The organism is Enterobacter cloacae complex sp. ECL72 (assembly GCF_019056635.1).
Classification (GTDB): Bacteria; Pseudomonadota; Gammaproteobacteria; order Enterobacterales; family Enterobacteriaceae; genus Enterobacter; species Enterobacter hormaechei_C.
The window spans coordinates 4,069,279-4,095,046 of record NZ_CP077659.1 but is presented as its reverse complement, the minus strand read 5'-3'; the positions used below and the strand labels follow the sequence as shown (position 1 = coordinate 4,095,046).

The 25,768-nt window shown below is 56.0% G+C and carries 27 protein-coding genes; 14 read left to right on the top strand and 13 right to left on the bottom strand.

The genetic code is table 11. The features are described 5' to 3' along the window. Positions 1–3 precede the first annotated feature (3 nt). Genes trmH through gmk form a run of 4 tightly spaced genes read right to left on the bottom strand, consistent with a single transcriptional unit; the run spans position 4 to position 3,785 of the window. Positions 4–693, bottom strand: a complete 690-nt coding sequence (gene trmH / locus KTH07_RS19765) for a tRNA (guanosine(18)-2'-O)-methyltransferase TrmH (RefSeq protein WP_003860922.1) — start codon at positions 691–693, stop codon at positions 4–6. Between the two features lie 4 nt (positions 694–697). Beyond that, entirely contained in the window at positions 698–2,812 is a 2,115-nt protein-coding gene (gene spoT, locus KTH07_RS19760; RefSeq protein WP_003860921.1) for a bifunctional GTP diphosphokinase/guanosine-3',5'-bis pyrophosphate 3'-pyrophosphohydrolase, read from the bottom strand. 19 nt (positions 2,813–2,831) lie between these two features. After that, on the bottom strand, positions 2,832–3,107 hold the full coding sequence (gene rpoZ / locus KTH07_RS19755; RefSeq protein ID WP_000135058.1) for a DNA-directed RNA polymerase subunit omega: 276 nt from the start codon (positions 3,105–3,107) through the stop codon (positions 2,832–2,834). Positions 3,108–3,161: 54 nt separating this feature from the next. After that, positions 3,162–3,785, bottom strand: coding sequence for a guanylate kinase (gmk, locus tag KTH07_RS19750; protein WP_006177710.1), 624 nt, complete (start codon positions 3,783–3,785; stop codon positions 3,162–3,164). 250 nt (positions 3,786–4,035) lie between these two features. Here gmk and ligB point away from each other — a divergent pair, with 250 nt between their 5' ends. The 8 genes from ligB (at position 4,036) to etk (ending at position 14,102) form a co-directional block, all read left to right on the top strand. Further along, a complete protein-coding gene (ligB, locus tag KTH07_RS19745) occupies positions 4,036–5,706 on the top strand; it encodes an NAD-dependent DNA ligase LigB (RefSeq protein ID WP_032620687.1) in 1,671 nt (556 codons plus the stop codon). A gap of 704 nt (positions 5,707–6,410) precedes the next feature. After that, positions 6,411–6,707, top strand: a complete 297-nt coding sequence (locus tag KTH07_RS19740) for a hypothetical protein (protein WP_017383628.1) — start codon at positions 6,411–6,413, stop codon at positions 6,705–6,707. 115 nt (positions 6,708–6,822) lie between these two features. After that, positions 6,823–7,467, top strand: coding sequence for a YjbF family lipoprotein (locus KTH07_RS19735; RefSeq protein WP_032620684.1), 645 nt, complete (start codon positions 6,823–6,825; stop codon positions 7,465–7,467). Further along, complete coding sequence (locus KTH07_RS19730; protein ID WP_023302877.1) at positions 7,464–8,201, top strand: capsule biosynthesis GfcC family protein; 738 nt, start codon at positions 7,464–7,466, stop codon at positions 8,199–8,201. Before KTH07_RS19735 ends, KTH07_RS19730 begins: the two co-directional genes overlap by 4 nt. Next, positions 8,201–10,294 carry a YjbH domain-containing protein gene (locus KTH07_RS19725; RefSeq protein ID WP_072201427.1) on the top strand — a complete coding sequence of 698 codons (2,094 nt, stop codon included), beginning with the start codon at positions 8,201–8,203 and terminating at the stop codon, positions 10,292–10,294. Before KTH07_RS19730 ends, KTH07_RS19725 begins: the two co-directional genes overlap by 1 nt. Positions 10,295–10,337: 43 nt before the next feature. Further along, positions 10,338–11,471 carry a polysaccharide export protein gene (locus tag KTH07_RS19720; RefSeq protein WP_023295705.1) on the top strand — a complete coding sequence of 378 codons (1,134 nt, stop codon included), beginning with the start codon at positions 10,338–10,340 and terminating at the stop codon, positions 11,469–11,471. After that, on the top strand, positions 11,459–11,902 hold the full coding sequence (locus KTH07_RS19715) for a phosphotyrosine protein phosphatase (protein WP_023302880.1): 444 nt from the start codon (positions 11,459–11,461) through the stop codon (positions 11,900–11,902). The genes KTH07_RS19720 and KTH07_RS19715 overlap by 13 nt, the downstream gene beginning before the upstream one ends. A gap of 22 nt (positions 11,903–11,924) precedes the next feature. After that, entirely contained in the window at positions 11,925–14,102 is a 2,178-nt protein-coding gene (gene etk / locus KTH07_RS19710) for a tyrosine-protein kinase (protein WP_023302881.1), read from the top strand. A 26-nt stretch (positions 14,103–14,128) separates the two neighbouring features. Here the strand turns inward: etk and KTH07_RS19705 are convergent, their stop codons facing one another. Continuing rightward, a complete protein-coding gene (locus KTH07_RS19705; protein WP_217310846.1) occupies positions 14,129–14,746 on the bottom strand; it encodes a trimeric intracellular cation channel family protein in 618 nt (205 codons plus the stop codon). Positions 14,747–14,954: 208 nt separating this feature from the next. Next, on the bottom strand, positions 14,955–15,818 hold the full coding sequence (locus KTH07_RS19700) for a YicC/YloC family endoribonuclease (RefSeq protein WP_003860907.1): 864 nt from the start codon (positions 15,816–15,818) through the stop codon (positions 14,955–14,957). Between the two features lie 125 nt (positions 15,819–15,943). Here KTH07_RS19700 and rph point away from each other — a divergent pair, with 125 nt between their 5' ends. Together rph and pyrE are read left to right on the top strand one after the other, a co-directional pair. Then, a complete protein-coding gene (gene rph, locus KTH07_RS19695) occupies positions 15,944–16,660 on the top strand; it encodes a ribonuclease PH (protein ID WP_015570044.1) in 717 nt (238 codons plus the stop codon). Positions 16,661–16,726: 66 nt separating this feature from the next. Next, on the top strand, positions 16,727–17,368 hold the full coding sequence (gene pyrE, locus KTH07_RS19690; protein ID WP_015570043.1) for an orotate phosphoribosyltransferase: 642 nt from the start codon (positions 16,727–16,729) through the stop codon (positions 17,366–17,368). Positions 17,369–17,450: 82 nt separating this feature from the next. On the opposite strand, the gene slmA is transcribed toward pyrE, so the two are convergent. From slmA to coaBC, 3 genes are all read right to left on the bottom strand, one after another. Further along, a complete protein-coding gene (gene slmA / locus KTH07_RS19685) occupies positions 17,451–18,047 on the bottom strand; it encodes a nucleoid occlusion factor SlmA (RefSeq protein WP_003860901.1) in 597 nt (198 codons plus the stop codon). 121 nt (positions 18,048–18,168) lie between these two features. Then, positions 18,169–18,627 carry a dUTP diphosphatase gene (gene dut / locus KTH07_RS19680; protein WP_023295710.1) on the bottom strand — a complete coding sequence of 153 codons (459 nt, stop codon included), beginning with the start codon at positions 18,625–18,627 and terminating at the stop codon, positions 18,169–18,171. After that, positions 18,605–19,816, bottom strand: coding sequence for a bifunctional phosphopantothenoylcysteine decarboxylase/phosphopantothenate--cysteine ligase CoaBC (gene coaBC, locus KTH07_RS19675; protein ID WP_168728665.1), 1,212 nt, complete (start codon positions 19,814–19,816; stop codon positions 18,605–18,607). Before coaBC ends, dut begins: the two co-directional genes overlap by 23 nt. Positions 19,817–19,989: 173 nt before the next feature. Here coaBC and radC point away from each other — a divergent pair, with 173 nt between their 5' ends. From radC to mutM, 4 genes are all read left to right on the top strand, one after another. Continuing rightward, positions 19,990–20,655, top strand: a complete 666-nt coding sequence (gene radC, locus KTH07_RS19670; protein WP_006812419.1) for a DNA repair protein RadC — start codon at positions 19,990–19,992, stop codon at positions 20,653–20,655. Between the two features lie 217 nt (positions 20,656–20,872). Further along, complete coding sequence (rpmB, locus tag KTH07_RS19665; protein ID WP_002436699.1) at positions 20,873–21,109, top strand: 50S ribosomal protein L28; 237 nt, start codon at positions 20,873–20,875, stop codon at positions 21,107–21,109. A gap of 22 nt (positions 21,110–21,131) precedes the next feature. Next, positions 21,132–21,299, top strand: coding sequence for a 50S ribosomal protein L33 (gene rpmG, locus KTH07_RS19660; protein ID WP_003024094.1), 168 nt, complete (start codon positions 21,132–21,134; stop codon positions 21,297–21,299). A 72-nt stretch (positions 21,300–21,371) separates the two neighbouring features. After that, positions 21,372–22,181: a bifunctional DNA-formamidopyrimidine glycosylase/DNA-(apurinic or apyrimidinic site) lyase gene (gene mutM / locus KTH07_RS19655; RefSeq protein WP_003860879.1), complete on the top strand. Its 810-nt coding sequence runs from the start codon at positions 21,372–21,374 to the stop codon at positions 22,179–22,181. 2 nt (positions 22,182–22,183) lie between these two features. On the opposite strand, the gene coaD is transcribed toward mutM, so the two are convergent. From coaD to KTH07_RS19635, 4 genes are all read right to left on the bottom strand, one after another. Continuing rightward, positions 22,184–22,663, bottom strand: a complete 480-nt coding sequence (coaD, locus tag KTH07_RS19650) for a pantetheine-phosphate adenylyltransferase (protein ID WP_015570040.1) — start codon at positions 22,661–22,663, stop codon at positions 22,184–22,186. A gap of 3 nt (positions 22,664–22,666) precedes the next feature. After that, positions 22,667–23,437, bottom strand: coding sequence for a glycosyltransferase family 2 protein (locus KTH07_RS19645; protein WP_015570039.1), 771 nt, complete (start codon positions 23,435–23,437; stop codon positions 22,667–22,669). Beyond that, the gene (waaA, locus tag KTH07_RS19640; protein ID WP_003860874.1) at positions 23,437–24,711 is read right to left on the bottom strand and encodes a lipid IV(A) 3-deoxy-D-manno-octulosonic acid transferase; all 1,275 of its coding nucleotides are present in this window, start codon (positions 24,709–24,711) and stop codon (positions 23,437–23,439) included. Before waaA ends, KTH07_RS19645 begins: the two co-directional genes overlap by 1 nt. Positions 24,712–24,777: 66 nt before the next feature. After that, the gene (locus KTH07_RS19635; RefSeq protein ID WP_023302883.1) at positions 24,778–25,767 is read right to left on the bottom strand and encodes a glycosyltransferase; all 990 of its coding nucleotides are present in this window, start codon (positions 25,765–25,767) and stop codon (positions 24,778–24,780) included. Position 25,768: the final 1 nt, after the last annotated feature.

The following is a 25,768-nucleotide window of genomic DNA, read 5'->3' as shown; positions in this document are numbered from 1 at the left end:
GATTTACCCCGCGTACTGCATGGTGGACCACCACTCGGCATCGGCTTCAATTTCGCCCTGCGCGTTGACGTGGGGGTAAGGCAATTTCTTCTGCTTCGCAACGCGAGCCAGCACCGGATAGCCACCTTCAAACAGCAGGCGCTGCTGCTCCTCTTCCGGCAGCATGCTGTTGCTGCGCTCGTACATTCCGGCATTCTGACGCTGGCGCTGCGCTTCATACAGGATCAGCGCTGAGGCGACCGACACGTTGAGTGACTGGACCATGCCGATCATTGGAATGATGATGTCCCGATCGGCCAAATCCAGTGCTTCCTGCGTGATCCCCGTTTTCTCCTGGCCCATTAAAATACAGGTCGGACGGGTGTAGTCGATCTCACGGAAATCCACGGCTTTAGCAGAGAGGTTGGTTGCCAGAACCTGCATGCCACGCCCTTTCAGGTGCGAGACCGCTTCACCAATAGTCTGGTGAGTTTTCACGGATACCCAGCTGTTGCTGCCTGCGGCGGTGGAGGCCATGGTACGCATACGTGCGCCAGGCCAGACGGCGTGGACTTCATGCACGCCGACGGCATCTGCGGTGCGGACGATAGCAGAGACGTTATGAGGTTTATGGACCTGCTCCATGCAGACCGTCAGATCAGGCTGACGCCTGGCGAGCATTTCGCAGATTCGCTCGTAACGTTTTGAATTCATAATGCTAGTTTCGGTTACGGGTGACTTTAATGACGTCCGGCATCACGCGGATCTTGCGCATAATATTGGCCAGATGCACACGGTCACGGGCGGTCAGGCGAATAAAGGCGCTATAAACGCGGCCATCTTTTTCTTCCGTATTCAGGCTTTGAATGTTGGATGAGGCGGTGTTGATCGCTGCCGTCAGGTTCGCCAGGGCACCCTGGTGGTTGAACATATCCACCTTGATTTCAGTGATAAATTCCTGCGCCGTCTCTTTATCCCACTCGACCGCCATGAACTTCTCAGGCTCTTTCTGATAGCCACGGATGTTACGGCAGGATTCATGGTGGATCACCAGCCCTTTACCCGGGCTGACGTGCGCAATAATCGGGTCGCCCGGGATAGGACGGCAGCATTTGGCGAAGGTGATGAGCACCCCGTCAGCGCCTTTGATCGGCAGGTGACCATGATTTTGCGTGGTGGCAGGAACGGCTGTCGTTTCGCCTTGTTGCAGGTTCTTCGCCACGACCACGCTCATGGCGTTGCCGAGACCAATCTCTGCCAGCAGGTCATCCAGCGAGGCGAGCTTCATACGCTCCAGCTCATGCTGAATGTTTTCTGGCGGGATCTCTGCCAGTTTGCGGCTGCCACCCAGCGCGTGATTGAGCAGACGACGCCCCAGGCTAACGGAGTCGTCGCGCTTGAGGTTTTTCAGCAGCTGGCGGATTTTTGCGCGCGCTTTTGAGCTCACGACAAAGTTCAGCCAGGCGGCGTTAGGACGTGCCCCCGGCGCGGTAATGATCTCCACCGTCTGTCCGCTGAAAAGCGGCTGCGACAGCGGATAAGGCTGCCTGTCGACGCGGGCACCTACGCAGGCATGGCCGATATCGGTATGCACGGCGTAAGCGAAGTCGACCGGTGTCGCGCCCGCAGGCAGTTCGACAATGCGCCCTTCCGGCGTGAAAACGTAAATCTCATCCGGGAAGAGATCGGATTTAACGCTCTCGATAAATTCAAACGAGCTACCTGCGCTCTGTTGCAGCTCCAGCAGGCTCTGCATCCAGCGCTGGGCGCGGATTTGCGCGGTGGTGCTGCTTTCGCCGCCGTGCTCTTTATAAGCCCAGTGCGCCGCGACACCCATCTCCGCCATCTGATCCATATCTTCGGTACGAATCTGCACCTCAACAGGGACACCGTGCGGGCCAATCATGGAGGTGTGCAAAGACTGGTATCCGTTCGCTTTTGGAATGGCGATGTAATCTTTGACGCGCCCCGGACGCGGCTTGTACAGGCTGTGCATCTGCCCCAGCACGCGATAACAGGTGTCTGAATCGTGGACGATGACGCGGAACGCGTAGATATCCATGATCGAGTGAAAACGCTGCTCTTTAAGCACCATTTTGCAGTAGATAGAGTACAAATGCTTTTCGCGACCGCTCACGCGGCACGGAATGCCCGCTTCCTGCAAACGCCCTTCGATTTCAGAGAGGATCTTTTGAATCATCTCTTTACGGTTACCGCGAGCGGCTTTCACCACCTCTTTAATCACACGATAGCGGTTCGGGTACAACGCCTCAAAACCCAGCTCTTCCAGCTCGGTTTTAATGTGATGAATACCTAAACGGTGCGCCAGCGGACTGTAAATTTCGAGGGTTTCACGGGCGATGCGGCGACGTTTATCCGGGCGAAGTGAGCCCAGCGTGCGCATATTGTGGGTGCGGTCAGCCAGTTTGATGAGAATGACGCGGATATCCTGCACCATCGCCATGATCATCTTGCGGAAGTTTTCGGCCTGCGCCTCTTTCTTGTCGCGGAATTTCAGCTTATCAAGCTTAGAGACCCCTTCCACCAGCTCGGCAACGCTTTTGCCAAACAGCTGTTCCATGTCCTGGTAGGTGGCAGGGGTATCTTCGATCACGTCGTGCAGCAGGGCGGCCATCAGCGTTTCGTAGTCGAGTTTCATCTCGGCCAGAATACAGGCCACCGCTACCGGGTGCGTGATATAGGGTTCACCGCTTGAACGTGTCTGGCCCTCGTGAGCGTCACGTGCAACGAGATACGCCTGCTGAAGACGCTTAATCTGGTCTTCAGGCAGGTAGGTTTGAATCAGTTGATTCAGGCTTTCAAACAGATACAAGGGCGACCCGCAGGTTTAATTAACGACGACCTTCAGCAATAGCGGTAACAGCTTGTAATTCAGCGGCTTCCTGCTCTTGCTGCTCCTGGCGCTCACGCACGTCGAGGATCTGGTTGTTGATCAGACCTTCTTCGATTTCGCGAAGTGCAATAACGGTGGTTTTATCGTTTTCTTCCGGTACCAGCGGATCTTTACCGCCTACCTGCATCTGACGAGCGCGACGCGCGGCGACCAGCACCAGGTCAAAACGGTTACCAATTTTCTCTACAGCGTCCTGAACAGTTACGCGTGCCATACTTAAAATGCTCCACAGGTGAAGAAATGACTGGGCATGATACTGAAAGTGGGTTCAGTCTGCCAACAGTTTGGTGATTAATGCGTCATGTCGCTGCTTCTGGCGGCTCATACGCAGACGTTCTGCGCGAAGGATAGTTTTGAGATCGCTCAGCGCGGCATCAAAATCATCATTCACAATAAGGTAATCATATTCCGCGTAATGGCTCATTTCTGCAACTGCCTGCGCCATACGCTTCGCGATAACTTCTTCGCTGTCCTGGCCGCGACCACGCAGGCGGCGATCCAGTTCATCTTTCGATGGCGGTAAAATAAAGATACTGCGCGAATCAGGCATTTTCTTACGAATTTGCTGCGCGCCCTGCCAGTCGATATCCAGGAACACGTTCACGCCGGTCGCCAGTACCTGCTCAATGGTTTCACGCGAAGTACCGTAGTAGTTACCGAAAACTTCTGCGTGTTCAAGAAACGCGTCTCTGCCAATCATCGCTCTGAATTCGTCGTGATTCACAAAGAAATAGTGTTCACCGTGCACTTCACCCGGACGCGGTGCTCGCGTGGTGTGAGAAACAGAAACCTGCGTATCGTACAACGGTTGGGTTTTTAACAGTGCCTGAATTAGGCTGGATTTACCCGCGCCACTAGGGGCAGAAACAATATAAAGCGTGCCTTGAGCCATGAGAGTCTTTTGTATGTGTTAACGAAGAAGTCCTACATACGGGCTTATTATACACGTCGCCGCTGTGTGACGTAGCCTTTGTCACACTTTTTCCCGTGGATGATTAAATTTTGCGTGCCGTTTTCAGCTTTTACCTTCCTTTTGCTGCAATAAAAACAATGCGCTGAAGCGCGCTCGTAAAATGCAATTTTGCAGCTGGTCTGCGGCTCCCGGGCAGGGTATACCCTTCGCAAAACAGGGAGGGGTAATAATGGTGAAATGGATAAGCATACTGATGATCTTCTTAAGCAGCGGGGCGATGGCTATCTGCCCGGTCTGGTCACCGGCTAAAGCCGGGCAGGAGATCGCGGCCCTGAAGGCGCAGCTGACCCGCTGGAATGATGATTACTGGAAGCAGGGCAGCAGCGAGGTGAGCGACGACGTTTACGACAGGCTTAACGCCCGCTTAAAACAGTGGCAGCGCTGTTTTCACGATGAACCGCTGCACGACGATCTTCCAGCTGCCAGTGGGACGGTGAAACATCCCTTCGCCCATACCGGCGTGCATAAGGTAGAAAGCAAGCAGGCGCTTAGCCGCTGGATGGCGACGCAGCAGGATCTCTGGGTACAGCCAAAGGTGGATGGTGTTGCGGTCACCCTGGTCTACAAAAACGGCAAGCTGGTGCAGGCGATTAGCCGGGGCGACGGCTTACAGGGGGAAGAGTGGACGGCACAGGCGCGAATGATCCCCGCTATTCCGCAAACGCTGGCCGGGCCGCTTGCCAACAGCGTGTTGCAGGGTGAACTTTTTCTGCTGCGCGACGGGCATATCCAGCAGCGGATGGGGGGGATGAACGCGCGTGCGAAGGTAGCGGGGGCAATGATGCGCGCGACCGATCGCGCAGCGCTGAAGCAGACAGGCATTTTTATCTGGGCCTGGCCGGACGGCCCAAAAGCGATGAAAGCACGCCTTTCCGCGCTGGCGGAGGCAGGTTTTACCCTGACGGCCCGCTATACCCTGCCGGTTAAAAACGCGGTTGACGTGGAGGCGCAGCGGACGGCCTGGTTTAAGGCTTCGTTGCCCTTCGCCACGGATGGCATTGTGGTTCGCGCCTCGGCAGAGCCGCCGGGCGAGCGATGGCTGCCGGGGGAAGGGAGTTGGGTCGTCGCATGGAAATACCTTCCTGTGGCCCAGGTGACGGAAGTCAAAGCGATTCACTTTACCGTTGGCCGTACCGGGCGGATCACCGCGATTGCGCAGCTTGAGCCGCTGATGCTCGACGATAAACGTGTACAGCGCGTCAGCTTAGGGTCGGTTAACCGCTGGCAGAGGCTGGATATTGCCCCCGGCGATCAGGTGCTGGTAAGCCTGGCGGGACAAGGTATTCCCCGGCTGGATAACGTGGTGTGGCGCAATGTGGATCGCCGTAAACCGCAGCCGCCCTCATCGCGCTATAACGGCTTAACCTGTTTCTATGCCTCCCCGGAGTGCATGGAGCAATTTTTTGCCCGGCTGATGTGGCTAAGTTCCAGGCAGGCGTTAGATATCGAAGGAGTGGGCGAATCAGGATGGCGGACCCTCTATCAGGCGCATCGGTTTGAGCACCTCTTCTCCTGGCTACAGCTCACGCAGGCGCAGCTCACCGCGACGGCGGGGATATCGGCATCGCATGGCGCTGCGCTGTGGCATCAGTTTAACCTGGCGCGGGAGCGACCTTTTATCCGCTGGATCACCGCGATGGGAATACCGCTGGCCCGGTCGACGCTCAAGGCGGCAGGGGATCGCACCTGGCAGGCGCTGATTCAGCGAAGCGAAGCGGAGTGGCGGATGCTGCCGGGTGTCGGGCAGGAGAAGGCCCGCCAGATCGTAAACTGGCTGCATCAGCCTCAGATTGATGCCCTGGCAAAATGGCTGGCCGCAGAGCACATCGGTGGATTTTAATCTGCGTGCGCTCCTGAACAGACTGGCGAAGGGGCACACTTCCGCTGCCGTGAATAGCGTATTTATGAGACGCGGTTTATATACGCAATAATTATGAATATAAATGAATTATTCATGGTAAATATATTTTGAGGAAATGTTATCCCTGAACCCAGTTTCAGAATTTGCTCTGCTTGCGTTTTTATTTTCTTTGAGAGAACGCCTTAATTGATCTCAATCACTATTAATCGAGAGCAATAGCCGGGAATGAAGGAGTTATAGGTGATGCAGCCTGAGTGTTGATCGTTTTGTTGCTTTTAATTTCAGTAGGTTAACTATTTTATTAATAATATGTTGAGTGTTTTCTGGTTAACAATTAGTCATATTTATTCTGCCGGAAATCATTGCGTCAAATTATTATAAGAATTATCTTATCCAAAATTTTTAAGGTAGTTACCGCTGGGGTGCATTTCGCATCACTTCTGCGTTTTCCTTTCTTTTTGCGCCCCGTGAGGGGGTTAACTATCTGAACTCCAATTGAAGCAATTAAGGGTACCGAAATATATCCTGGCGGTTTATATGCGCTGGTGTTCAGAGCCCAGGGCTTTTACATGGATGATTTTCCGTCCCTGTCGGGCCGGAATTCAGCCCCGGGCTTTATGCCCGTTAACCGGGACCTGGTTTCCAGGTGCTCATATTTTCCTTCATTTGAATGAGGACCAAAAATGAAAAGGACGCTTTGTACAGTGCTGACGGCACTCACGCTGGCGACTGCCCTGCCTGCTATAGGCGCTACCACCGAAGCAGGTAGCACCAGCGCAGCAACAACCGGTACAACAACCGGAGCAACGGTGGGAACTACCGCTGGCACTACGGGGGGACTGGCGGCAGGCGCGATTGGGACAACCGCTGTTGTCACCACCGCTGCGATTGCCGGCGTAGCGACGTTAGCCGTTGTCGCGGCAAGCGACAGTGGCGATGACTCAGGCAATGGTACTTCCACGACGACAGTTACCCGCTAAGGCTGGTGCGCAAGGCGATATAGCCTTGCGCTGAACAGCGCAACGACTTGACCCGGTGGCGATATCAAAGCCGGGTATTTAATTGATTTCAATGTTATTTAATCAAGGATTTCTGGTGAGACTGTTTATTCTGCTCATCATGACTCTGCTGATCCAGGGATGTACGCCGAGCCAGCAGAGCATTATTGAGACCTTTAACGCCAGCCTGGACGGGCGCCAGGATGTGACGGTAACGGACGGGCAGATTCAGGTGCTCCCATACTCAACCATGTACCTGCGTCTGGATAATGGCCCGAGGATCCTGGTGGTTCTCGGATACATCGAACAGAGAAACAGTAAGTGGTTATCGCAGGATAATGCGATGATCGTCACGCATAACGGTCGCCTTATCCACACGCTCAAGCTTCCTTATAACCTGCTTGAGGTAACCAATCTTGAGCACGATCCGCTGCGCCACACGCCGCAGCTCCGCGACGGCAGCCAGTGGTCGCGTGATGTGCGCTGGCAGGAAGAGGGGCGGTATCGCTCCGCACACCTGACCTCGCGCTTCTCCCTGAGCGGGACGGAAAACCTGACCCTTGCCGGAAACACGCTACGTTGTCAGGTCTGGCAGGAGACGGTGCAGGCCGACGGCCTCGATCGTCGCTGGCATAACACCTTCTGGATTGATTCCGCCACCGGCCAGGTACGCCAGAGCGAACAGATGCTCGGCGCGGGCGTATTCCCTGTCGCCATGACGATGTTGAAGCCCGCCCCATGAACAGACTCAGAAAATGGTTACCTGGCGTAGGGCTATCTCTCTTCAGCCTGCCCGCCTTATGCGCAAGCGTCGTTACCGTGCATCAGCCGGGCAAAACGTGGTCTGCTGGACAGGCCGATACGCTCTCCCGGCTGGTCACCCAGCCGCAGCTGAACAACGTCTGGTGGCAGGGCGCTGTCATCGCAACCCCTTCCGCCACGCGGCGAGCGCAACAGACGCAACAGCAGGTGCTGGCGTCGCTTTCAGCCTGGCAGAATCGCGCCGATGACGAGCGGATCGCGACCATTCGCGCTGTCGCTACACAGACCCGCTCCCTGCGGATCGTCGGGCGGCAGTTTATCAGCCTCGATCCAGACGCCGTGCGTACCGACGCCCGCGGCGATCGTTCCCTTGAGGGCCGTTACGATCTGTGGGTCTCGCCTGCGCCCCGCACCGTCACGCTGATGGGGGCGGTCGCCACACCGGGGAAACTGGCCTGGCGTCCGGGCGCAAGCATCAGGGATTACTTACAGGGGCAGCTGCGGCTGGCTGGCGCCGACAGGAATAACGTGACCGTTATCGATCCTGACGGCAGTACGGTTGTTGCGCCGGTGGCGTACTGGAACGCACGCCATATTGAAGCAGAGCCGGGCGCTGTTCTGTGGGTGGGGTTTGATCCCCGGGCGGTGCCGGACGATTTTACCGGTCTGAATGAGCAAATCGTTGCGCTCCTGACGCGGCGGATACCTGACTGATGAACAAACTTTTTTTACTGAGCGGCCTTGCTCTGGCGATCTCTTCTGCCTGCCACGCGGAACTGCGTACCTGGCCCGATCCGACCGGACCTTCACAGTCCGACTTTGGCGGCACCGGCCTGATGCAAATGCCCGACGCGCGCTTTGGTCGGGAAGGGGAATTCAGCGTCAACTACCGCGATAACGACCAGTATCGTTTTTACTCCTCTTCGGTCGTGCTCTTTCCGTGGCTGGAAGGGACGATTCGTTATACCGACGTCCGCACCCGCAAATATAGCAGCGACGAGGATTTCAGCGGCGATCAAAGCTACAAGGATAAGTCGTTCGATTTTAAGGTTCGTCTGTGGGAAGAGGACTATAGCCTGCCGCAGGTGGCGCTCGGCAAGCGCGATATTGCGGGCACCGGCCTGTTCGACGGTGAATATCTGGTTGCCAGTAAAATGGCCGGACCGGTCGATTTTACCTTTGGAATAGCCTGGGGATATCCCGGTAATAGCGACAACGTGGGTAACCCGCTGTGCCACGACAACAATAAGTATTGCACCCGCGGCGAATCACATGATGCCGGGGATATCAGCTTTAGCGATATGTTTCGTGGTCCGACGTCGCTGTTTGGCGGCCTCCAGTATCAGACGCCCTGGCAGCCCCTGCGCCTGAAGCTCGAGTATGACGGCAACAATTATGCCGATGATTTTGCCGGCTCCATTAAGCAGTCGAGCCATATCAACGTGGGGGCAGTCTATCGCGTTGCCGACTGGGCCGATCTCAACCTCAGCTACGAGCGCGGCAATACGCTGATGTTTGGCTTCACCCTGCGGACCAACTTTAACGATCTGCGCCCCGCGCTGCGTGATAACCCGAAACCGGCCTGGAAACCGGCACCGGCAGGCGAGACGCTGGACTATACCTCGGCGGCAAACCAGCTCACCGCGCTTAAGTACAACGCAGGCTTCGATGCGCCGGAGATCCTTCAGCACGGCAATACCTTATACATGACCGGCGAACAGTATCGCTATCGCGATCCGCGCGAAGCGGTGGATCGCGCCAACCGTATTCTGATCAATAACCTGCCCGACGGGGTCGACACGATCGCTATCACCCAGCGGCGTGACCATCTGCCGCTGGTCACGACGCAAACCGATGTCACCAGCCTGCGCAAACAGCTGGCGGGACAGCCGCTCGGCCAGGAGGAGGCGCTCAGGCAGCAGCGCGTCGAGCCTGTGGATACCACAGCGTTCGGGCGCGGCTACCGTATTCGCGCCGATCGCTTCAGCTACAGCGTCAAACCGACGCTGGCGCAGTCGCTGGGCGGTCCGGAAGATTTCTATATGTTCCAGGTGGGGTTGATGGCCAGCGCCAGCTACTGGCTGACCGATCGTCTGCTGCTCGACGGCGGCGTGTTCGCCAACCTCTATAACAACTACGACAAGTTCAAATCCTCGCTGCTTCCCGCTGACTCCAGCCTGCCGCGCGTCAGAACCCATATTCGCGATTATGTCAGCAATGACGTCTACATCAACAACTTACAGGCCAACTATGTCGATGCGCTGGGGCACGGCTTCTATGCCCAGATTTATGGCGGCTACCTCGAAACCATGTACGGCGGTGTGGGAGTAGAGGCGCTCTGGCGCCCGCTTGATAGCGACTGGGCGCTGGGCGTGGATGCGAACTACGTCAAGCAGCGCGACTGGGACGACATGATGCGCTTCACCGACTACAGCGCGCCAACCGGATTTATCACCGCCTACTGGAACCCGGCGAAGCTCAACAGCGTGCTGATGAAGCTGAGCGTCGGGCAGTACCTGGCGAAGGATAAAGGCGCCACCCTCGACGTCGCGAAGCGATTCGACAGCGGCGTGACGGTAGGCGCCTGGGCGGCGCTGACCAACGTCTCGAAAGAGGATTATGGCGAAGGTGGCTTTAGCAAAGGCTTCTACATCTCGATCCCGCTTGATCTGATGACGATCGGCCCAAATCGCAACCGGGCGGTGGTCTCGTGGACGCCTCTCACGCGTGATGGCGGCCAGACGTTAGGCCGTAAATATCAGCTCTATGACATGACGTCAGAACGCGAAACCCCGGTAGGGCAGTAGTACCGGATGAAACAGGCATTACTTAACCAGATGATTTTCCTGAATGAAAAACGTTAAATTTTCCGTGCTTGCGTTGGCTATGATGGCGTTAAGCGGTTGTACTATCGTACCGGGCCAGGGACTTCGCACCCAGGGCAAAGATATTATCGATCTGCCTGACAGCAATTACGATCTGAATAAGATGGTCAACGTCTATCCGCTCACGCCGGGGCTGGTGGAGCAGTTGCTGCCTGGCAAAGTCGACTCCCGCGCGAATCCTGAACTGGATCGCCAGCTCCAGAACTACCAATATCGCATCGGCGTCGGCGACGTGCTGATGGTGACCGTCTGGGACCACCCGGAGCTGACCACCCCCGCAGGTCAGTACCGTAGCGCCAGCGATACGGGCAACTGGGTGAATGCCGATGGCACGATCTTCTATCCCTATATCGGCAAAATTCGCGTCGTCGGCAAAACGCTGGCCCAGGTGCGCGATGAGATCGCCGCCCGGCTGGACTCGGTGATTGAGAGCCCGCAGGTGGATGTCAGCGTCGCGGCGTTCCGCTCGCAAAAAGCCTACGTGACGGGCGAAGTGGCTAAGTCGGGCCAGCAGCCCATCACCAACATTCCGCTGACGATAATGGATGCGATCAATGCGGCAGGCGGCCTGACGTCAGAGGCGGACTGGCGCCACGTGGTGCTGACCCATAACGGCCAGGATACGCACATTTCGCTCTACGCGCTGATGCAGCGCGGCGATCTCACCCAGAACAAACTCCTCTATCCGGGCGATATTCTCTTCATTCCCCGCAATGACGACCTGAAAGTGTTTGTCATGGGCGAGGTGGGTAAACAGAGCACCCTGAAGATGGACCGTAGCGGCATGACGCTGGCGGAAGCGCTGGGTAATGCGCAGGGCGTGAATCAGGATATGGCCGACGCCACCGGAATCTTTGTGATTCGTCCGTTGCAGGGCAAGCAGAACGGCAAAATCGCCAACGTCTACCAGCTTAACGCCAGGGATGCCACCGCGATGGTGTTGAGCACCGAATTTCAGCTTGAGCCTTACGACATCGTCTATGTCACCACCGCGCCGCTGGTGCGCTGGAACCGCGTGATCTCTCAGCTTGTGCCGACCATTACCGGCGTACATGACCTGACTGAAACAGGGAGATATATCAGAACATGGCCAAACTAACGTTTAACGCCATCCTGGTGATCTGTACCGGCAATATCTGCCGCTCCCCCATTGGAGAACGACTGCTGCGCCGGCTGCTTCCCACCGCCCGGGTCGATTCAGCGGGAATTTGTGGCCTGGAAGGGCGCACCGCCGATTCACAGGCGACAGAGATCGCCGCCGAACGCGGCACCCTGCTTGAGGGCCACGTGGCGCGCAGGCTCACCCCCGCCATGGTGCGCGACTACGATCTGATTCTGGCGATGGAGCTGGAACATATCGAGCAGGTCACGGCTATCGCACCGGAGGCGCGCGGCAAAATGATGCTCTTTGGTCACTGGACGGGCAGAAAAGAGATCCCGGACCCCTACCGTAAAAACCGGGACGCATTTGAATATGTTTATGGGCTGCTGGAGCAGGCCAGTCTGGAATGGGCGAAACGGCTCAGTTAATCACACGGGATAGTTACGTTTTATGTCAACAAATAACCTTCACGCCCATGATGCGTCTGCCGCGAATAACGAGATCGATCTGGTGCGCCTGTTGGGTGAGCTGCTCGACCATCGAAAATTTATTCTCATCCTTACCGCGCTGTTCACGTTGGCGGCACTGCTTTATGCGCTCTTTGCCACACCAGTTTATCAGGCCGATGCGCTGATACAGGTGGAACAGAAGCAGGGCAACGCGCTACTCAGTAACCTTAGCGAGTTCATCCCTGACTCCTCGCCTGAGTCGGCGCCGGAGCTTCAGCTTCTCCAGTCGCGCATGATCCTCGGTAAAACGATTGATGACCTGAACCTGCGCACGCAGGTAAGTGAAAACTATTTTCCCCTTGTCGGACGCGGCTGGGCGCGGCTCACCGGGCAACAGCCTGGCATCGTCGATATCCGTATGCTCAATCTTCCCCCTGTCGCGGGCCGGGCGCAAAAGCTGACGCTGACCGTCGGCGAGAAGGGCCACTATCAGCTGGAAGGCGATAACGTGACGTTACAGGGCGTCGTGGGACAGCCGCTGAGCGCGGCGAATATCGCCATTACCATTGCCGCTATCCAGGCGAAGCCGGGTACGCAATTTACGATTACACAGCTGAGCGAGCTGGAGGCCATTGACGCGCTACAGCTGCGTTTTTCCGTGAGCGAGCGCAGCAAGGACAGTGGGATGCTTGGCCTGACCATCACGGGGGAAGATCCCGATGAGATGGCGCGCGTGCTTAACTGCATCGCCGATAACTATTTACAACAGAACGTGGCTCGCCAGGCGGCGCAGGATGCGAAAAGCCTGCAATTTTTGAAGCAGCAGCTTCCGCAGGTGCGCAGCGAGCTGGACCAGGCCGAGGAGAAGCTCAACCGCTATCGCCAGCAAAATGACTCCGTTGACCTGAACCTGGAGGCAAAAGCGGTGCTGGAGCAGATTGTAAATGCGGACAATCAGCTCAATGAACTGACCTTCCGGGAAGCGGAAATTTCGCAGCTCTACAAAAAAGATCACCCCACCTACCGGGCGCTGATTGAGAAACGCCAGACGCTGGAGCAGGAAAAAAACCGCCTGAATAAACGGGTATCGTCCATGCCGTCGACCCAGCAGGAGGTGTTGCGCCTGAGCCGTGATGTGGAGTCGGGACGCGTTATCTACCAGCAGCTGCTTAACCGCGAACAGGAGCTGAGCATCGCCCGGTCGAGCGCAATTGGTAACGTCCGCATTATCGATCCGGCCGTGACCCGGCCGCAGCCAGTCAAGCCGAAAAAAGCGCTGGTCGTCGTTCTGGGGGTTCTCCTGGGTCTGTTCGTCTCTGTGGGCTGGATCCTGGCGCGCAGTATGCTGCGTATGGGCATTGAAACGCCGGAGCAGCTGGAGGAGCATGGGATTAACGTCTATGCCACCGTACCGCTGTCGGAATGGCTGGCTAAAAAGATGCGTTTGCGCAAAAAAGACTTTATGTCCTCAGGGCTGCGCCATAAGACCAAACATATCCCCTTCCTGGCGGCGGATAACCCGGTCGATCTCTCCGTGGAGGCGATTCGCGGCCTGCGCACCAGTCTGCATTTTGCGATGATGGAGTCAGCGAACAATATACTGATGATCTCTGGCGCCACGCCTGACAGCGGTAAAACCTTTGTCAGCAGTACCCTGGCGGCCGTCGTGGCGCAGGCGGGCCAGAAAGTGCTCTATATTGATGCGGATATGCGTCGCGGGTATGCCCATGATCTGTTTAAGCTCGACAATACCTGCGGCTTATCGGAGATGTTGTCCGGTAAGGCGGAGTATACCCAGGGCGTTCAGACCTTCGATAAAGGCGGGTTCGATACCATCGTGCGCGGGCAGATCCCCCCTAATCCGGCGGAGCTTCTGATGCATACGCGTTTCCAGCAGCTGCTGGACTGGGCGAATGAACGCTACGATCTGGTGATTATCGATACGCCACCGATCCTGGCGGTCACCGACGCGGCTGTTGTCGGTCGTCGCGCAGGCACCACGCTGCTGGTCGCCCGCTTCGGGATGAACAGCGTGAAGGAGATGCTGGTCTGTGTACAGCGTCTGGAGCAGAGTGGCGTCAATACCAAAGGGGTGATTCTCAACGGCGTCGTTAAGCGGGCAAGCAACGCTTACGGCTACGGCTATCATCACTACGGTTACAACTATTCGAGTAATTGATTATCCGGCGCCTGCCCGTTCTGACATTAATGCGCATTGTGTTTGTAATGAAAACCGGGAAGGCCCAGCTTAAGGCGCAATGCCAGCATACGCGCGGTGAAGCCAAACAGCAGGGTGGAGATAACCACCACATCGTGGCTGGTGACATAGTGCTGCAAGGCGACATAAAGCACTGCCGCGGCAAAGGAGATGCCGGCATACAGTTCCTTCTGGAAAACCAGCGGGATACGCTTGCAGAACATATCCCGCAGCACCCCGCCAAACACGCCCGTGATCACGGCAGCAATGGTGGCGATAACCGGGCCTTCACCCATATCGAGAGCGATTTGTGCGCCAATGATGGAAAAAACAATCAGCCCAAGCGCATCCAGCACCAGAAACACGCGGCGCAGATGAGGCATCACCGGGGCCACAATCGTGGTTAGCACGGCTGCCGTTGCCACGATAATGACGTACTCAGGGTTTTTTACCCAGCCGAGCGGATAATGGCCAAGCAGGATATCGCGCACGGACCCGCCGCCGAGCGCGGTGGCCGTGGCAATAATAATCACGCCGAAGGTGTCCATACGGCGACGTCCGGCAGCGAGCGCGCCGGTCATGGCTTCTGCGGTAATGCCAATAAGATAGAGAATGTGAAGCAGCATAAACCCTCCGGAATGAAGAGGAGGAGATTAGCGATTTGTGCGGAAGATCACGATTGAGATTTTCTAAGGCGAGGGGGTTTGCCCTACAGAAATTTATCAACGCATGCCTGGCGGGCTTGTGATAAGGCGGGAGGAAAAGAAAGTAAGGCTAAATAAGGATTAGAAAAAGTAATGGGTGGTGTGCGAGGCAACACCACCCTGAAAGGAATTACTCGATATTCTGGATCTGCTCGCGCATCTGCTCAATCAGGACCTTCAGCTCAATCGCTGAATTGGTTACCTCTGCATTGATAGACTTAGACGCCAGCGTGTTCGACTCGCGGTTGAACTCCTGCATCATAAAGTCGAGACGGCGGCCTACCGCTTCTTTCTTCTTCAGAATGTTGTAGGTCTCTTTAACGTGCGCTTCCAGACGATCCAGCTCTTCAGCCACGTCCACACGCTGCGCCATCAGCACCAGCTCTTGTTCCAGACGGTTGTTTTCCAGCTGAACTTCCGCCTCTTCCAGTTTGGCGACAAGACGCTCACGCTGCCATTGCAGCACTTCTGGCATATGAGCGCGCACTTTAGCGACTTCGGCGCTCACGCCTTCAAGGCGTTGCTCAATCATCGCTTTCAGCGCCTGGCCTTCGGTTTCGCGGGCAACGATAAAGTCGTCCAGCGTGCCGTCGAGTGCAGCCAGGATCTCAGCGGTAATCGCGTCCAGATCCTGCTCTCCGGCGGCCATCACGCCAGGCCAGCGCAGAATATCAACCGGGTTGATCTCGCCTTCATCGCTTTGCATTTTGACCCAGTTCGCCGCATTAACCAGCTGTTTTGCCAGCTTTTCGTTCAGGATAAGTTCGCCCTGTGCGCTGGCATCGGGCTCAAAACGCAAATTACATTCCACTTTCCCGCGGGTCAGACGCGTACGGATACGCTCACGCACCACAGGCTCCAGGCTGCGGAACTGTTCCGGCATACGGAAATACGTTTCCAGATAGCGCTGGTTTACCGAGCGCATTTCCCAGGTAGCGCTACCCCAGCTACCCTTGATTTCACGCCGGGCGTAGGCGGTCATACTGCGGATCATAGACATTCCCGTTTTTAAAGGAGAGATGGGGGGATTATAGCTTTCAGGGGCTTCTCAGGATAGGAATAAGCGTCCTTTATCCGTATAATGCGCAGCCACATTCGTTTCAAGCCGGAGAATCCATCATGCGTCCAGCAGGTCGTAGCGCCAACCAGGTGCGTCCCGTCACCCTGACCCGTAACTATACAAAACACGCTGAAGGCTCCGTGCTGGTTGAGTTTGGTGACACCAAGGTGCTTTGCACCGCGTCCATTGAAGAGGGCGTGCCTCGCTTCCTGAAAGGTCAGGGCCAGGGGTGGATCACCGCCGAATACGGTATGTTGCCGCGCGCAACCCATACCCGTAATGCCCGTGAAGCGGCAAAAGGTAAGCAGGGCGGCCGTACTATGGAGATCCAGCGCCTGATCGCGCGTGCGCTCCGCGCCGCGGTTGACCTGAAAACGCTGGGTGAGTTCACCATCACGCTGGACTGCGACGTGATACAGGCCGATGGTGGCACGCGTACGGCCTCTATTACCGGTGCCTGTGTGGCGCTGGCAGATGCCCTGAACAAGCTGGTTGCCGCCGGTAAGCTGAAAACCAACCCAATGAAAGGGATGGTTGCTGCTGTCTCCGTTGGTATCGTTAACGGCGAGGCGCTTTGCGATCTGGAATACGTTGAAGATTCTGCCGCAGAAACCGACATGAACGTGGTGATGACCGAAGATGGTCGCATCATTGAAGTGCAGGGTACGGCAGAAGGCGAGCCATTCACCCACGAAGAACTGCTCACCTTGCTGGCGTTGGCCCGAGGGGGAATCGAATCTATTGTAGCGACGCAGAAAGCGGCGTTAGAAAATTGATTTTAAGGCGACCAATGAGTCGCCTTTTTTTTGCCTGTAAGACTGAAAAGACAAAGGAGCAAATCCATGAAATCGTATCAGCGCCAGTTTATTGAGTTTGCGCTTAACAAGCAGGTACTTAAGTTTGGCGAGTTCACGCTGAAATCCGGGCGTAAAAGTCCGTATTTCTTCAACGCCGGACTGTTTAATACCGGGCGCGACCTGGCACTGTTAGGCCGCTTCTATGCCGAAGCGCTGGTGGATTCCGGGATTGATTTCGACCTGCTGTTTGGCCCCGCGTACAAAGGCATTCCAATCGCAACCACCACGGCGGTAGCGCTGGCGGAGCACCATGACCGCGACGTACCGTACTGCTTTAACCGTAAAGAGGCCAAAACCCACGGTGAAGGCGGCAATCTGGTAGGCAGTGCGTTGCAGGGGCGTGTGATGCTGGTGGATGACGTGATCACCGCAGGTACCGCGATCCGTGAATCGATGGAGATTATCCAGGCTAACGGCGCAACGCTTGCGGGTGTGCTGATTTCGCTCGATCGTCAGGAGCGCGGGCGCGGCGACATCTCTGCTATTCAGGAAGTGGAGCGCGATTATGGCTGCAAGGTCACGTCGATTATCACGCTGAAAGACCTGATTGCGTATCTGGAAGAGAAGCCTGAGATGGCTGATCATCTGGCGGCGGTGCGTCAATACCGCGAAGAGTTTGGCGTATAATTCAATTGCCCGGCGGCGCTACGCTTACCGGGCCTACCCGTTCTTAGGCCGGATAAGGCGAAGCCGCCATCCGGCGATGGCGTTACTGTAACTGAGCAGCCACTAACGGCCAGCGGGCGTCAAAATCGTCCGTTGGTCGATATTTAAACTCGCTGCGCACAAACCGGGAGAGCATCCCTTCGCAAAATGCCAGGATCTGGCTTGCCAGCAGGGTTTCATCCGTATTATATCCCTCGCCCTCCCGCATTTTCTTCTCGCGCAGAACCTGACGCAGCTGGGCTTCGATACGCTCAAAAAGCTGGTTTATACGGCCTTGCAGACGATCCTGTTCAAACATCAGCGCGTGGCCGGTCAGAATACGGGTCAGACCCGGGTTACGTTCACCAAAGCCCAGAATCAGCAGCACAATCAGACGCAGACGCGTGCTGGTGTCTTTTTCATCCTTCAGAATCAGGTTGATGCGCGTGATCAGGCTGTCTTCGATAAACTCGATCAGGCTGTCAAACATCCGGGTTTTGCTCGGGAAATGACGATACAGCGCCGCCTCTGACACGCCCACAGAGGCCGCCAGTTTTGCGGTGGTGATGCGTTGACTGCCGTCGCTGGATTCAAGCATCAGAGCCAGAGATTGAAGTATTTCTTCGCGACGATTCCTTTTCGCGGTTTGTTTTTCTGCCATGTTACAAAATACCCCTGAAAATAAGCACTTGTCAGGCTGGCAACCACACAGCGACCCGCAAACTGACGTTTGCGGTTTGTTATTGCATTATGGCGCTGTGAGATGCGTGTTTGTCGGGCGGTTATTTGCGCCCGGAATGGCCGAAGCCGCCTTCGCCACGGTCGGTAGCGTCGAAGTCTGCCACCAGGTTAAATTCTGCCTGCACCACCGGTACAAACACCATCTGCGCGATACGCTCGCCCGGCTCAATGGTGAAGCTGTTCTGGCCACGGTTCCAGACGGATACCATCAGCTGACCCTGATAGTCAGAATCGATCAGGCCGACCAGGTTACCCAGCACGACGCCATGCTTGTGGCCCAGGCCAGAGCGCGGCAGGATCACCGCTGCCAGTGACGGGTCAGCAATGTGAATCGCCAGCCCGGTCGGGATCAGGGTCGTTGCACCCGGCGCCAGTTCTACGGCGTCATCAAGACAGGCGCGCAGGTCAAGACCGGCAGAGCCGGAGGTGGCATACGTTGGCAGCGGAAATTGCTCGCCAACGCGCGGGTCCAGAATCTTAACGTCGATTTTTTTCATCATAACGGGTAACGATCTCGTCCAGTAAGTGTTGGCCCAGGAGTTCTTTGCGCTCAAGCGGTAAGACTTTATCTCCATCCTGCCAGAAAAGGTGCAATGCGTTGCTGTCGCTGTTAAATCCTTGCGTGGACAGCGATACGTCGTTCGCGCAAATCAAATCGAGGTTTTTGCGGGTACGTTTTTGCCGGGCATATTCTTCCACATTATTCGTTTCTGCGGCAAACCCAACAACGTAAGGTCGATGAGTTTTCAATGCGGCGACACCGGCAACGATATCCGGGTTCTTCACCATTTTTATTGTTAATTCATCACCTTGCTTTTTAATTTTGGCGTCGGCAATGGTTTCGGCGCGGTAATCAGCGACGGCCGCACAGCCGATAAAAATATGCTGCTGTTGAGCATGTGCCTGTACGGCGGCTTCCATTTCCAGCGCGGTCGTTACATCAATACGCTGCACAAACGCAGGGGTGGTAAGCGACACCGGGCCGCTCACTAGCGTGACGTTCGCGCCGCGTTTGGCTGCCGCGGCAGCAATCGCAAAGCCCATTTTGCCGGAGCTGTGGTTGGTGATGTAACGCACCGGATCCAGCGGCTCGCGCGTGGGACCCGCGGTAATCATGATGTTGAGATGTTGCAGATCGTTGACAGGCGAGAAATGGGCGGCGGCCATATCAACAATCGTCAATGGGTCGAGCATACGCCCTGGCCCAACGTCGCCGCAGGCCTGGCTGCCACTGTCCGGTCCCCAAATCAGCAGGCCGCGCGAGGCCAGCGTGTCCAGATTATGCTGGGTAGCGGCGTTGCGGTACATCTGCTGGTTCATTGCGGGCACAACCGCGACGGGCGCAGGCGTGGCGAGGCAAATGGTCGTTACCAGATCGTTCGCCATACCGGCTGCCACGCGGGCAATTAAATCTGCCGTGGCGGGGGCAAGGATAACCAGATCGGCCCATTTTCCCAGCTCAATGTGGCCCATTGCGGCTTCGGCCGCCGGGTCGAGCAGGCTGTCGGATACCGGGTATCCCGAGACGGCTTGCAGGCTCAGCGGGGTGATAAAGGCTTTGCCGCCTTCGGTGATCGCGACCCGTACGTCGGCCCCGCGCTCGCGCAAACGGCGCACCAGGTCTGGCGTTTTATAGGCAGCAATACCGCCGCTGACGCCAAGAACGATTTTTTTACCGGCCAGGCTCATCATGATTCTTTCCTGTTGGGTTTCACCAGAGAGCGGGCATTTTATCACAATCCCTAAAACGGGGTGATGATGTCCTTAATTCACTTTGCGAGGCGTTACGCAAGAACGAAATGCCAGCGTCGAACCCCGAATTTGCCTGTGGCAGCATAATGGCAAACAGAAGGAGGCCGGGCATGGAAGAGACTGAACTGCTGCTACCGCGTGAAAAAATGCTGCGTCATGGCGTCACGTTGTTAAAGGACGACGAGCTGCTGGCGCTCTTTTTACGCACAGGCACGCCGGGGAAAACGGTATTTACGCTGGCGAAAGAACTGATAGACCATTTCGGTTCACTGTATGGATTGCTGACCGCTGAGCTGGAGGCGTTTACGCACGTTGAGGGCATTGGCGTGGCGAAATATGCCCAGTTACGGGGCATTGCCGAGCTGGCCCGGCGATTTTACAACGTGCGTATGGAGGAAGAAGACCCGATCCTCACCCCCGATATGACCCGCGAATTTCTGCAAAGCCAGCTCTCCGATCTGGAGCGGGAGATCTTTATGGTGATCTTTCTCGATAACAAAAACCGGGTACTGAAACATACCCGCCTTTTTTCGGGAACATTGAGCCATGTTGAGGTGCATCCGCGTGAAATTGTGCGGGAAGCGATAAAAGTGAATGCAGCCGGCGTGATCCTCGCGCATAATCACCCCTCTGGCTGTGCAGAACCAAGCAGAGCTGACAAAGCAATTACCGAACGTATTATCAAATGCTGTCAATTCATGGACATTCGTGTGCTGGACCATCTGATAATTGGCCGCGGAGAGTACATTTCTTTTGCCGAACGTGGCTGGATTTAGGCCTTTTCTCGCGATCCATCGGGATCTTTGTCTGTTCGGGACTTGAGCACACCGCCGAGTCAGCGTATACTACGCCACCTTTGAGAATCTCGGGTTTGGCATTTGGGCCTGGCAATCGAGAGTTCAATAGAACTATGCGATGACCGGGCTGTAAAGCCTGACGAGGCGCCGATACCCCATACGAAGCTCGAGCTAATTTGATTTTTGGAGAATAGACATGTCCCGAGTCTGCCAAGTTACTGGCAAGCGTCCGGTGACCGGTAACAACCGTTCCCACGCACTGAACGCGACTAAACGCCGTTTCCTGCCGAACCTGCACTCTCACCGTTTCTGGGTTGAGAGCGAGAAGCGTTTTGTCACCCTGCGCGTATCTGCTAAAGGTATGCGTGTAATCGATAAGAAAGGCATCGATACAGTTCTGTCCGAACTGCGTGCCCGTGGCGAAAAGTACTAAGTACTTAAAGAGGAAATAAATCATGGCTAAAGGTATTCGCGAGAAAATCAAGCTGGTTTCTTCTGCTGGTACAGGTCACTTCTACACCACCACGAAGAACAAACGTACTAAGCCGGAAAAACTGGAACTGAAAAAATTCGATCCAGTTGTACGCCAGCACGTACTGTACAAAGAAGCTAAAATCAAATAATTTTAGTCTCCTTGTATTGAAAAACCCCGCAACTGCGGGGTTTTTTGCATTCTGCATCTCAACGGAGGAACCATGCCTGAATTACCAGAGGTAGAGACCAGCCGCCGCGGCATTGAGCCCCATCTGGTTGGCGCGACTATTCTTCATGCTGTCGTTCGCAACGGGCGTCTGCGCTGGCCGGTGTCCGATGAGATCCACGCGTTAAGCGACAAACCCGTCCTGAGCGTGCAGCGCCGCGCGAAATACCTGCTGCTGGAGCTGCCTGACGGCTGGATCATTATCCATCTGGGCATGTCGGGAAGCCTGCGCATCCTCACCGAAGAGTTGCCTGCGGAAAAGCACGACCACGTTGATCTGGTGATGAGTAACGGCAAAGTACTGCGTTACACCGACCCGCGTCGCTTTGGCGCATGGCTGTGGACCAAAGAGCTGGAAGGACACAACGTGCTGGCGCATCTCGGACCTGAGCCGCTGTCAGAGGCGTTTAACGCGGATTATCTCAAAGAGAAGTGCGCGAAAAAGAAAACCCCGATTAAACCCTGGCTGATGGATAACAAGCTGGTGGTGGGCGTGGGAAATATCTATGCCAGCGAATCGTTGTTTGCCGCCGGGATCCATCCCGATCGGCTGGCCTCCTCGCTGTCGGCGCAGGAGTGCGAGCTGCTGGTCAGAGTAATTAAAGCGGTACTGCTGCGCTCAATTGAGCAGGGCGGGACGACGCTGAAGGATTTCCTGCAAAGCGACGGGAAGCCGGGCTATTTTGCGCAGGAGTTGCAGGTTTATGGCCGTAAGGGTGAGCCGTGCAGAGCCTGCGGGACGCCGATTATTGCCACGAAGCACGCTCAGCGCGCCACGTTTTACTGCCGTCAGTGCCAGAAGTAGGGTTACTTTAGCTTTTCCATCAACGCCTGGTGGACGTTAACCGGCAGGAAGTGGGTAACGTCCCCGTGATGGCGCGCCACCTCTTTCACCAGTGAGGAAGAGATGAAGGACCACTCTTTGGAGGGCATCAGGAATACGCTCTCCAGCTCCGGCATCAGATGGCGGTTCATGTGTGCCAGCTGCATCTCATATTCGAAGTCTGCTACCGCGCGAAGACCGCGGATCAGGATATTGGCCTGCCGGTCACGGGCAAAGTTTGCCATCAAGTCGCTGAATCCGACGACCTCAACATTCGACAGATGCGAAATCGCATCGGTGGCAAGCTGCACGCGTTCGTTCAGGTCGAACATCGGCTTTTTGCTCGGGCTGGCGGCAATGGCCAGAATCACCTTGTCGAACATACACGCCGCACGGGTGATGATATCAAGATGACCGTTAGTGATCGGATCGAAGGTACCCGGATAAATCGCTTTTGTGCTCATGGCTCACGTTTTCTCTGAGTAGCCGCGGTTCAGCGCCCACAGCTCGGTGTATTTGTTGAAAGTATACTGGGCATTCACTACGGCCAGTAACCAGCCCTGTTTGCCGTCCAGCACGCCGCCACGCAGCAGCAGCGTTTTCAGAAACGCGCCCAGCGTGTGGGTGAAGATGCCGGTCAGCGTGGCCTTCTTGCCGCGCGTATGCCGCTCCTGTGCCCAGGCGGTGGCATAGTTCAGCTGTTTCCGCTGGAAGCTGGCGAAATCGCGGCAGGTCAGATGAAGCAGATCGCCCGTCAGAGGGATGACCTGAGCGCTATCGCAGGCCAGAGATTCATGGACCAGGTTGTCGTTGTACTGATAACGCTCGCGCGCATAGAGGCGCATCACGCGGTCGGGGTACCAGCCGCTGTGGCGCATAAAGCGGCCCAGGAAATAGTTACGACGCGCGATACTGTAGACCGCGCCGGGCTGTGGCGCGGCAAGCACCGTTTGAATGGCCTGTCGGAGTTCCGGGGTGACGCGCTCATCGGTATCGATCATCAACACGTAATCGCCCGTGGCGTAACCCTGCGCACGCTGGCGCTGAATACCGTAGCCCTGCCAGTCGGTGTCGGTAAAGACTTTTGCCCCGGCTGCACGGGCAACGTCCGCCGTGTTGTCCGTACTTCCGGAGTCGAGAATGACGATTTCGTCAGCCCAGGCAACAGAGGCCAGGCAATCCGGAAGCAGGTCGGCGGCGTTTTTGGCGATCATCACGACCGACAGACGCGTTGACATTAGTGGCTCCGCTGCGGCAGGTAAGGTTGCAGAAGTTGCAGCAGACGGGTCAGTGCGCCCTGGTTCTGATGCAGGACTTCAACGGCGTGACGACCGTACCACAGGCGGTAATCTTCGTCAGTCAGAAGGGTAGAGACCTCTTTGACCACCGAATCCGCGTCGGTCACGGTGATTAAGCCATCGGCTTGCTGCAATTTCGCGCAGATATCTTTGAAGTTAAACGTGTGTGGCCCCATCAGTACGGGGATGGCGTGGGCTGCTGGCTCCAGCGGGTTATGACCACCGCGCTCCACCAGGCTTCCGCCAACGAATGCAAGATCGGCGATCCCGTACAGCAGCATCAGTTCGCCCATCGTATCGCCAATCACCACCTGCGTGCTGCCAGAGGGGATTTCGCCGCTGCTGCGCAGGGTGAAGCTGAAACCGCCTTTTTGCACCATCTCGCGGGCATCTTTAAAACGCTCAGGATGGCGAGGAACCAGAATCAGCAGTAAATCAGGGAATTTTTCCAGCAGCTGGCGGTGAGCCTGAAGAATAATGGCTTCTTCGCCATCATGGGTGCTGGTGGCAATCCAGACCTGGCGACGCGGCGCCCACTGACGACGCAGCGTTACCGCACGGGCGGCGAGTTCAGGGGTGACGGAAATATCGAACTTCAGGCTACCCGTGACCGCAAGCTGGTTGCGCTTCAGGCCGAGGGCGATAAAGCGCGCGGCATCTTCTTCGTTCTGCGCGGCGATCAGCGTGATTTTGCTGAGCAGGCGACGCATAAATTTACCCAGCTTGCCGTACCCTTTCGCCGAGCGTTCCGACAGACGCGCGTTGGCGATAACCAAAGGAATTTTACGGGCATGCAGGGCGGAAATCATATTCGGCCACAGTTCGGTTTCCATGACGATCACCAGTTTAGGGCGCACGGTATTCAGGAAACGGTTCATGGCGCAGGGGAGATCGTACGGCAGGTAGACGTGATGCACGTCTTTACCGAAGGCAGACATCACGCGCTCTGAGCCGGTTGGCGTCATCGTGGTGACGGTGATGGGCAGTGACGGATAACGGTGGCGCAGGGCACGCACCAGTGGAATGGCGGCCAGCGTTTCCCCGACTGACACGGAATGCAGCAGAATACCGTCCGGCGCCACTTTATTGCGGCAGTAGCCATAACGTTCGGCCCAGCGTTTACGGTACGCAGGCGCTTTACGGCTACGAAGCAACAGTCGCAGCCACACCAGTGGCTGAATGATGTAGAGCAGGGCGGTATACAACAATTCCAAGCGATTATCCGTTTTTTTAGTTTCGGCCGGGAAATTCTAAGCATTTAAGCGTGCTAAAGCTATCTCTTATGCCAGATACCGTTTTAAACGGAAGTAGCGCCGGCCCAGGCGCCAGCGCAAACGCGGGCTTTTGGCACTTTTCCAGATGAGCTTCCAGATCCCGGTGTCGAAGAACTCTTTGATTATCATTGATTTCTTCGCCTCATCCTTCATGTTGTCGAAGGTATGAATAATTCCCAGACCCTCTTTAGCGATTTGCCAGTAACAGGCCGGGATATTTTTCACTTTATCCGGGTAGCGCTGGTTAATGGCATCAAGCATCTTCAGGATCTTCATATAATGGCGCGCAGAGCGAATCAGCGTGTCGTCATTATCCGGGGTGTGCGATACCGAGGCGGAGTGAATGTAGTAGTCGTAAAAGCGTTCGCTGGTGTACTGAACGCGTTCCGCGGCAAGCAGCACCTCAGTCGTCCACGGGATATCCTGATGGCGCAGGCCTGGCTCGAAACGGAAGCCGTGCTGACGAATAAAATCGTGACGATAGATATTCAGCCAGGTCACATGCAGGAACTTACGTGAATCCAGCGCCTTTTTTAACCATGCCGCGCCATTCATGACGCCCGTTGAGGCGAGCTTATCTTCAGGGAAGATAGGGCGAGACGGTTTTTTGTTATTTTCCCAGACGTAGTTGCCATTGCAGGTGGCGACATCCAGGTTCTGCGTGACGGCCATATCCAGCAGACGCTGGTACATGCCGGGTTTGAAGACATCATCAATATCCGGGAAAGAGAGATACTGCCCGGTCGCAACGGCCAGGCCAGTATTACGCGCGATGGACACGCCCTGATTAGGTTGTTCAATAACCTGCATCTTTGGCAGCTTTTCGCGCCATTTTTCGACAATCTGCATCGAGCGGTCAGTGGAACCGTCATTCACGATGATGACTTCCATACTGTCGATGTGTTGATTTACAAGGCAGGTAAAGAACTGATCGAGAAAAGCTTCACCGTTATAAACGGCCACCACCACGCTTAATAAAGGCGCTGAATTTTGCATA

What these genes read in the sequence shown, in the direction of transcription:
- trmH (WP_003860922.1), bottom strand. Translation starts at nt 693, where the DNA reads ATGAATTCAAAACGTTACGAGCGAATCTGCGAAATGCTCGCCAGGCGT.
- rpoZ (WP_000135058.1), bottom strand. Translation starts at nt 3,107, where the DNA reads ATGGCACGCGTAACTGTTCAGGACGCTGTAGAGAAAATTGGTAACCGT.
- gmk (WP_006177710.1), bottom strand. Translation starts at nt 3,785, where the DNA reads ATGGCTCAAGGCACGCTTTATATTGTTTCTGCCCCTAGTGGCGCGGGT.
- ligB (WP_032620687.1), top strand. Translation starts at nt 4,036, where the DNA reads ATGGTGAAATGGATAAGCATACTGATGATCTTCTTAAGCAGCGGGGCG.
- KTH07_RS19740 (WP_017383628.1), top strand. Translation starts at nt 6,411, where the DNA reads ATGAAAAGGACGCTTTGTACAGTGCTGACGGCACTCACGCTGGCGACT.
- KTH07_RS19730 (WP_023302877.1), top strand. Translation starts at nt 7,464, where the DNA reads ATGAACAGACTCAGAAAATGGTTACCTGGCGTAGGGCTATCTCTCTTC.
- KTH07_RS19725 (WP_072201427.1), top strand. Translation starts at nt 8,201, where the DNA reads ATGAACAAACTTTTTTTACTGAGCGGCCTTGCTCTGGCGATCTCTTCT.
- KTH07_RS19720 (WP_023295705.1), top strand. Translation starts at nt 10,338, where the DNA reads ATGAAAAACGTTAAATTTTCCGTGCTTGCGTTGGCTATGATGGCGTTA.
- KTH07_RS19715 (WP_023302880.1), top strand. Translation starts at nt 11,459, where the DNA reads ATGGCCAAACTAACGTTTAACGCCATCCTGGTGATCTGTACCGGCAAT.
- etk (WP_023302881.1), top strand. Translation starts at nt 11,925, where the DNA reads ATGTCAACAAATAACCTTCACGCCCATGATGCGTCTGCCGCGAATAAC.
- KTH07_RS19705 (WP_217310846.1), bottom strand. Translation starts at nt 14,746, where the DNA reads ATGCTGCTTCACATTCTCTATCTTATTGGCATTACCGCAGAAGCCATG.
- KTH07_RS19700 (WP_003860907.1), bottom strand. Translation starts at nt 15,818, where the DNA reads ATGATCCGCAGTATGACCGCCTACGCCCGGCGTGAAATCAAGGGTAGC.
- rph (WP_015570044.1), top strand. Translation starts at nt 15,944, where the DNA reads ATGCGTCCAGCAGGTCGTAGCGCCAACCAGGTGCGTCCCGTCACCCTG.
- pyrE (WP_015570043.1), top strand. Translation starts at nt 16,727, where the DNA reads ATGAAATCGTATCAGCGCCAGTTTATTGAGTTTGCGCTTAACAAGCAG.
- slmA (WP_003860901.1), bottom strand. Translation starts at nt 18,047, where the DNA reads ATGGCAGAAAAACAAACCGCGAAAAGGAATCGTCGCGAAGAAATACTT.
- dut (WP_023295710.1), bottom strand. Translation starts at nt 18,627, where the DNA reads ATGATGAAAAAAATCGACGTTAAGATTCTGGACCCGCGCGTTGGCGAG.
- coaBC (WP_168728665.1), bottom strand. Translation starts at nt 19,816, where the DNA reads ATGAGCCTGGCCGGTAAAAAAATCGTTCTTGGCGTCAGCGGCGGTATT.
- radC (WP_006812419.1), top strand. Translation starts at nt 19,990, where the DNA reads ATGGAAGAGACTGAACTGCTGCTACCGCGTGAAAAAATGCTGCGTCAT.
- rpmB (WP_002436699.1), top strand. Translation starts at nt 20,873, where the DNA reads ATGTCCCGAGTCTGCCAAGTTACTGGCAAGCGTCCGGTGACCGGTAAC.
- rpmG (WP_003024094.1), top strand. Translation starts at nt 21,132, where the DNA reads ATGGCTAAAGGTATTCGCGAGAAAATCAAGCTGGTTTCTTCTGCTGGT.
- mutM (WP_003860879.1), top strand. Translation starts at nt 21,372, where the DNA reads ATGCCTGAATTACCAGAGGTAGAGACCAGCCGCCGCGGCATTGAGCCC.
- coaD (WP_015570040.1), bottom strand. Translation starts at nt 22,663, where the DNA reads ATGAGCACAAAAGCGATTTATCCGGGTACCTTCGATCCGATCACTAAC.
- KTH07_RS19645 (WP_015570039.1), bottom strand. Translation starts at nt 23,437, where the DNA reads ATGTCAACGCGTCTGTCGGTCGTGATGATCGCCAAAAACGCCGCCGAC.
- KTH07_RS19635 (WP_023302883.1), bottom strand. Translation starts at nt 25,767, where the DNA reads ATGCAAAATTCAGCGCCTTTATTAAGCGTGGTGGTGGCCGTTTATAAC.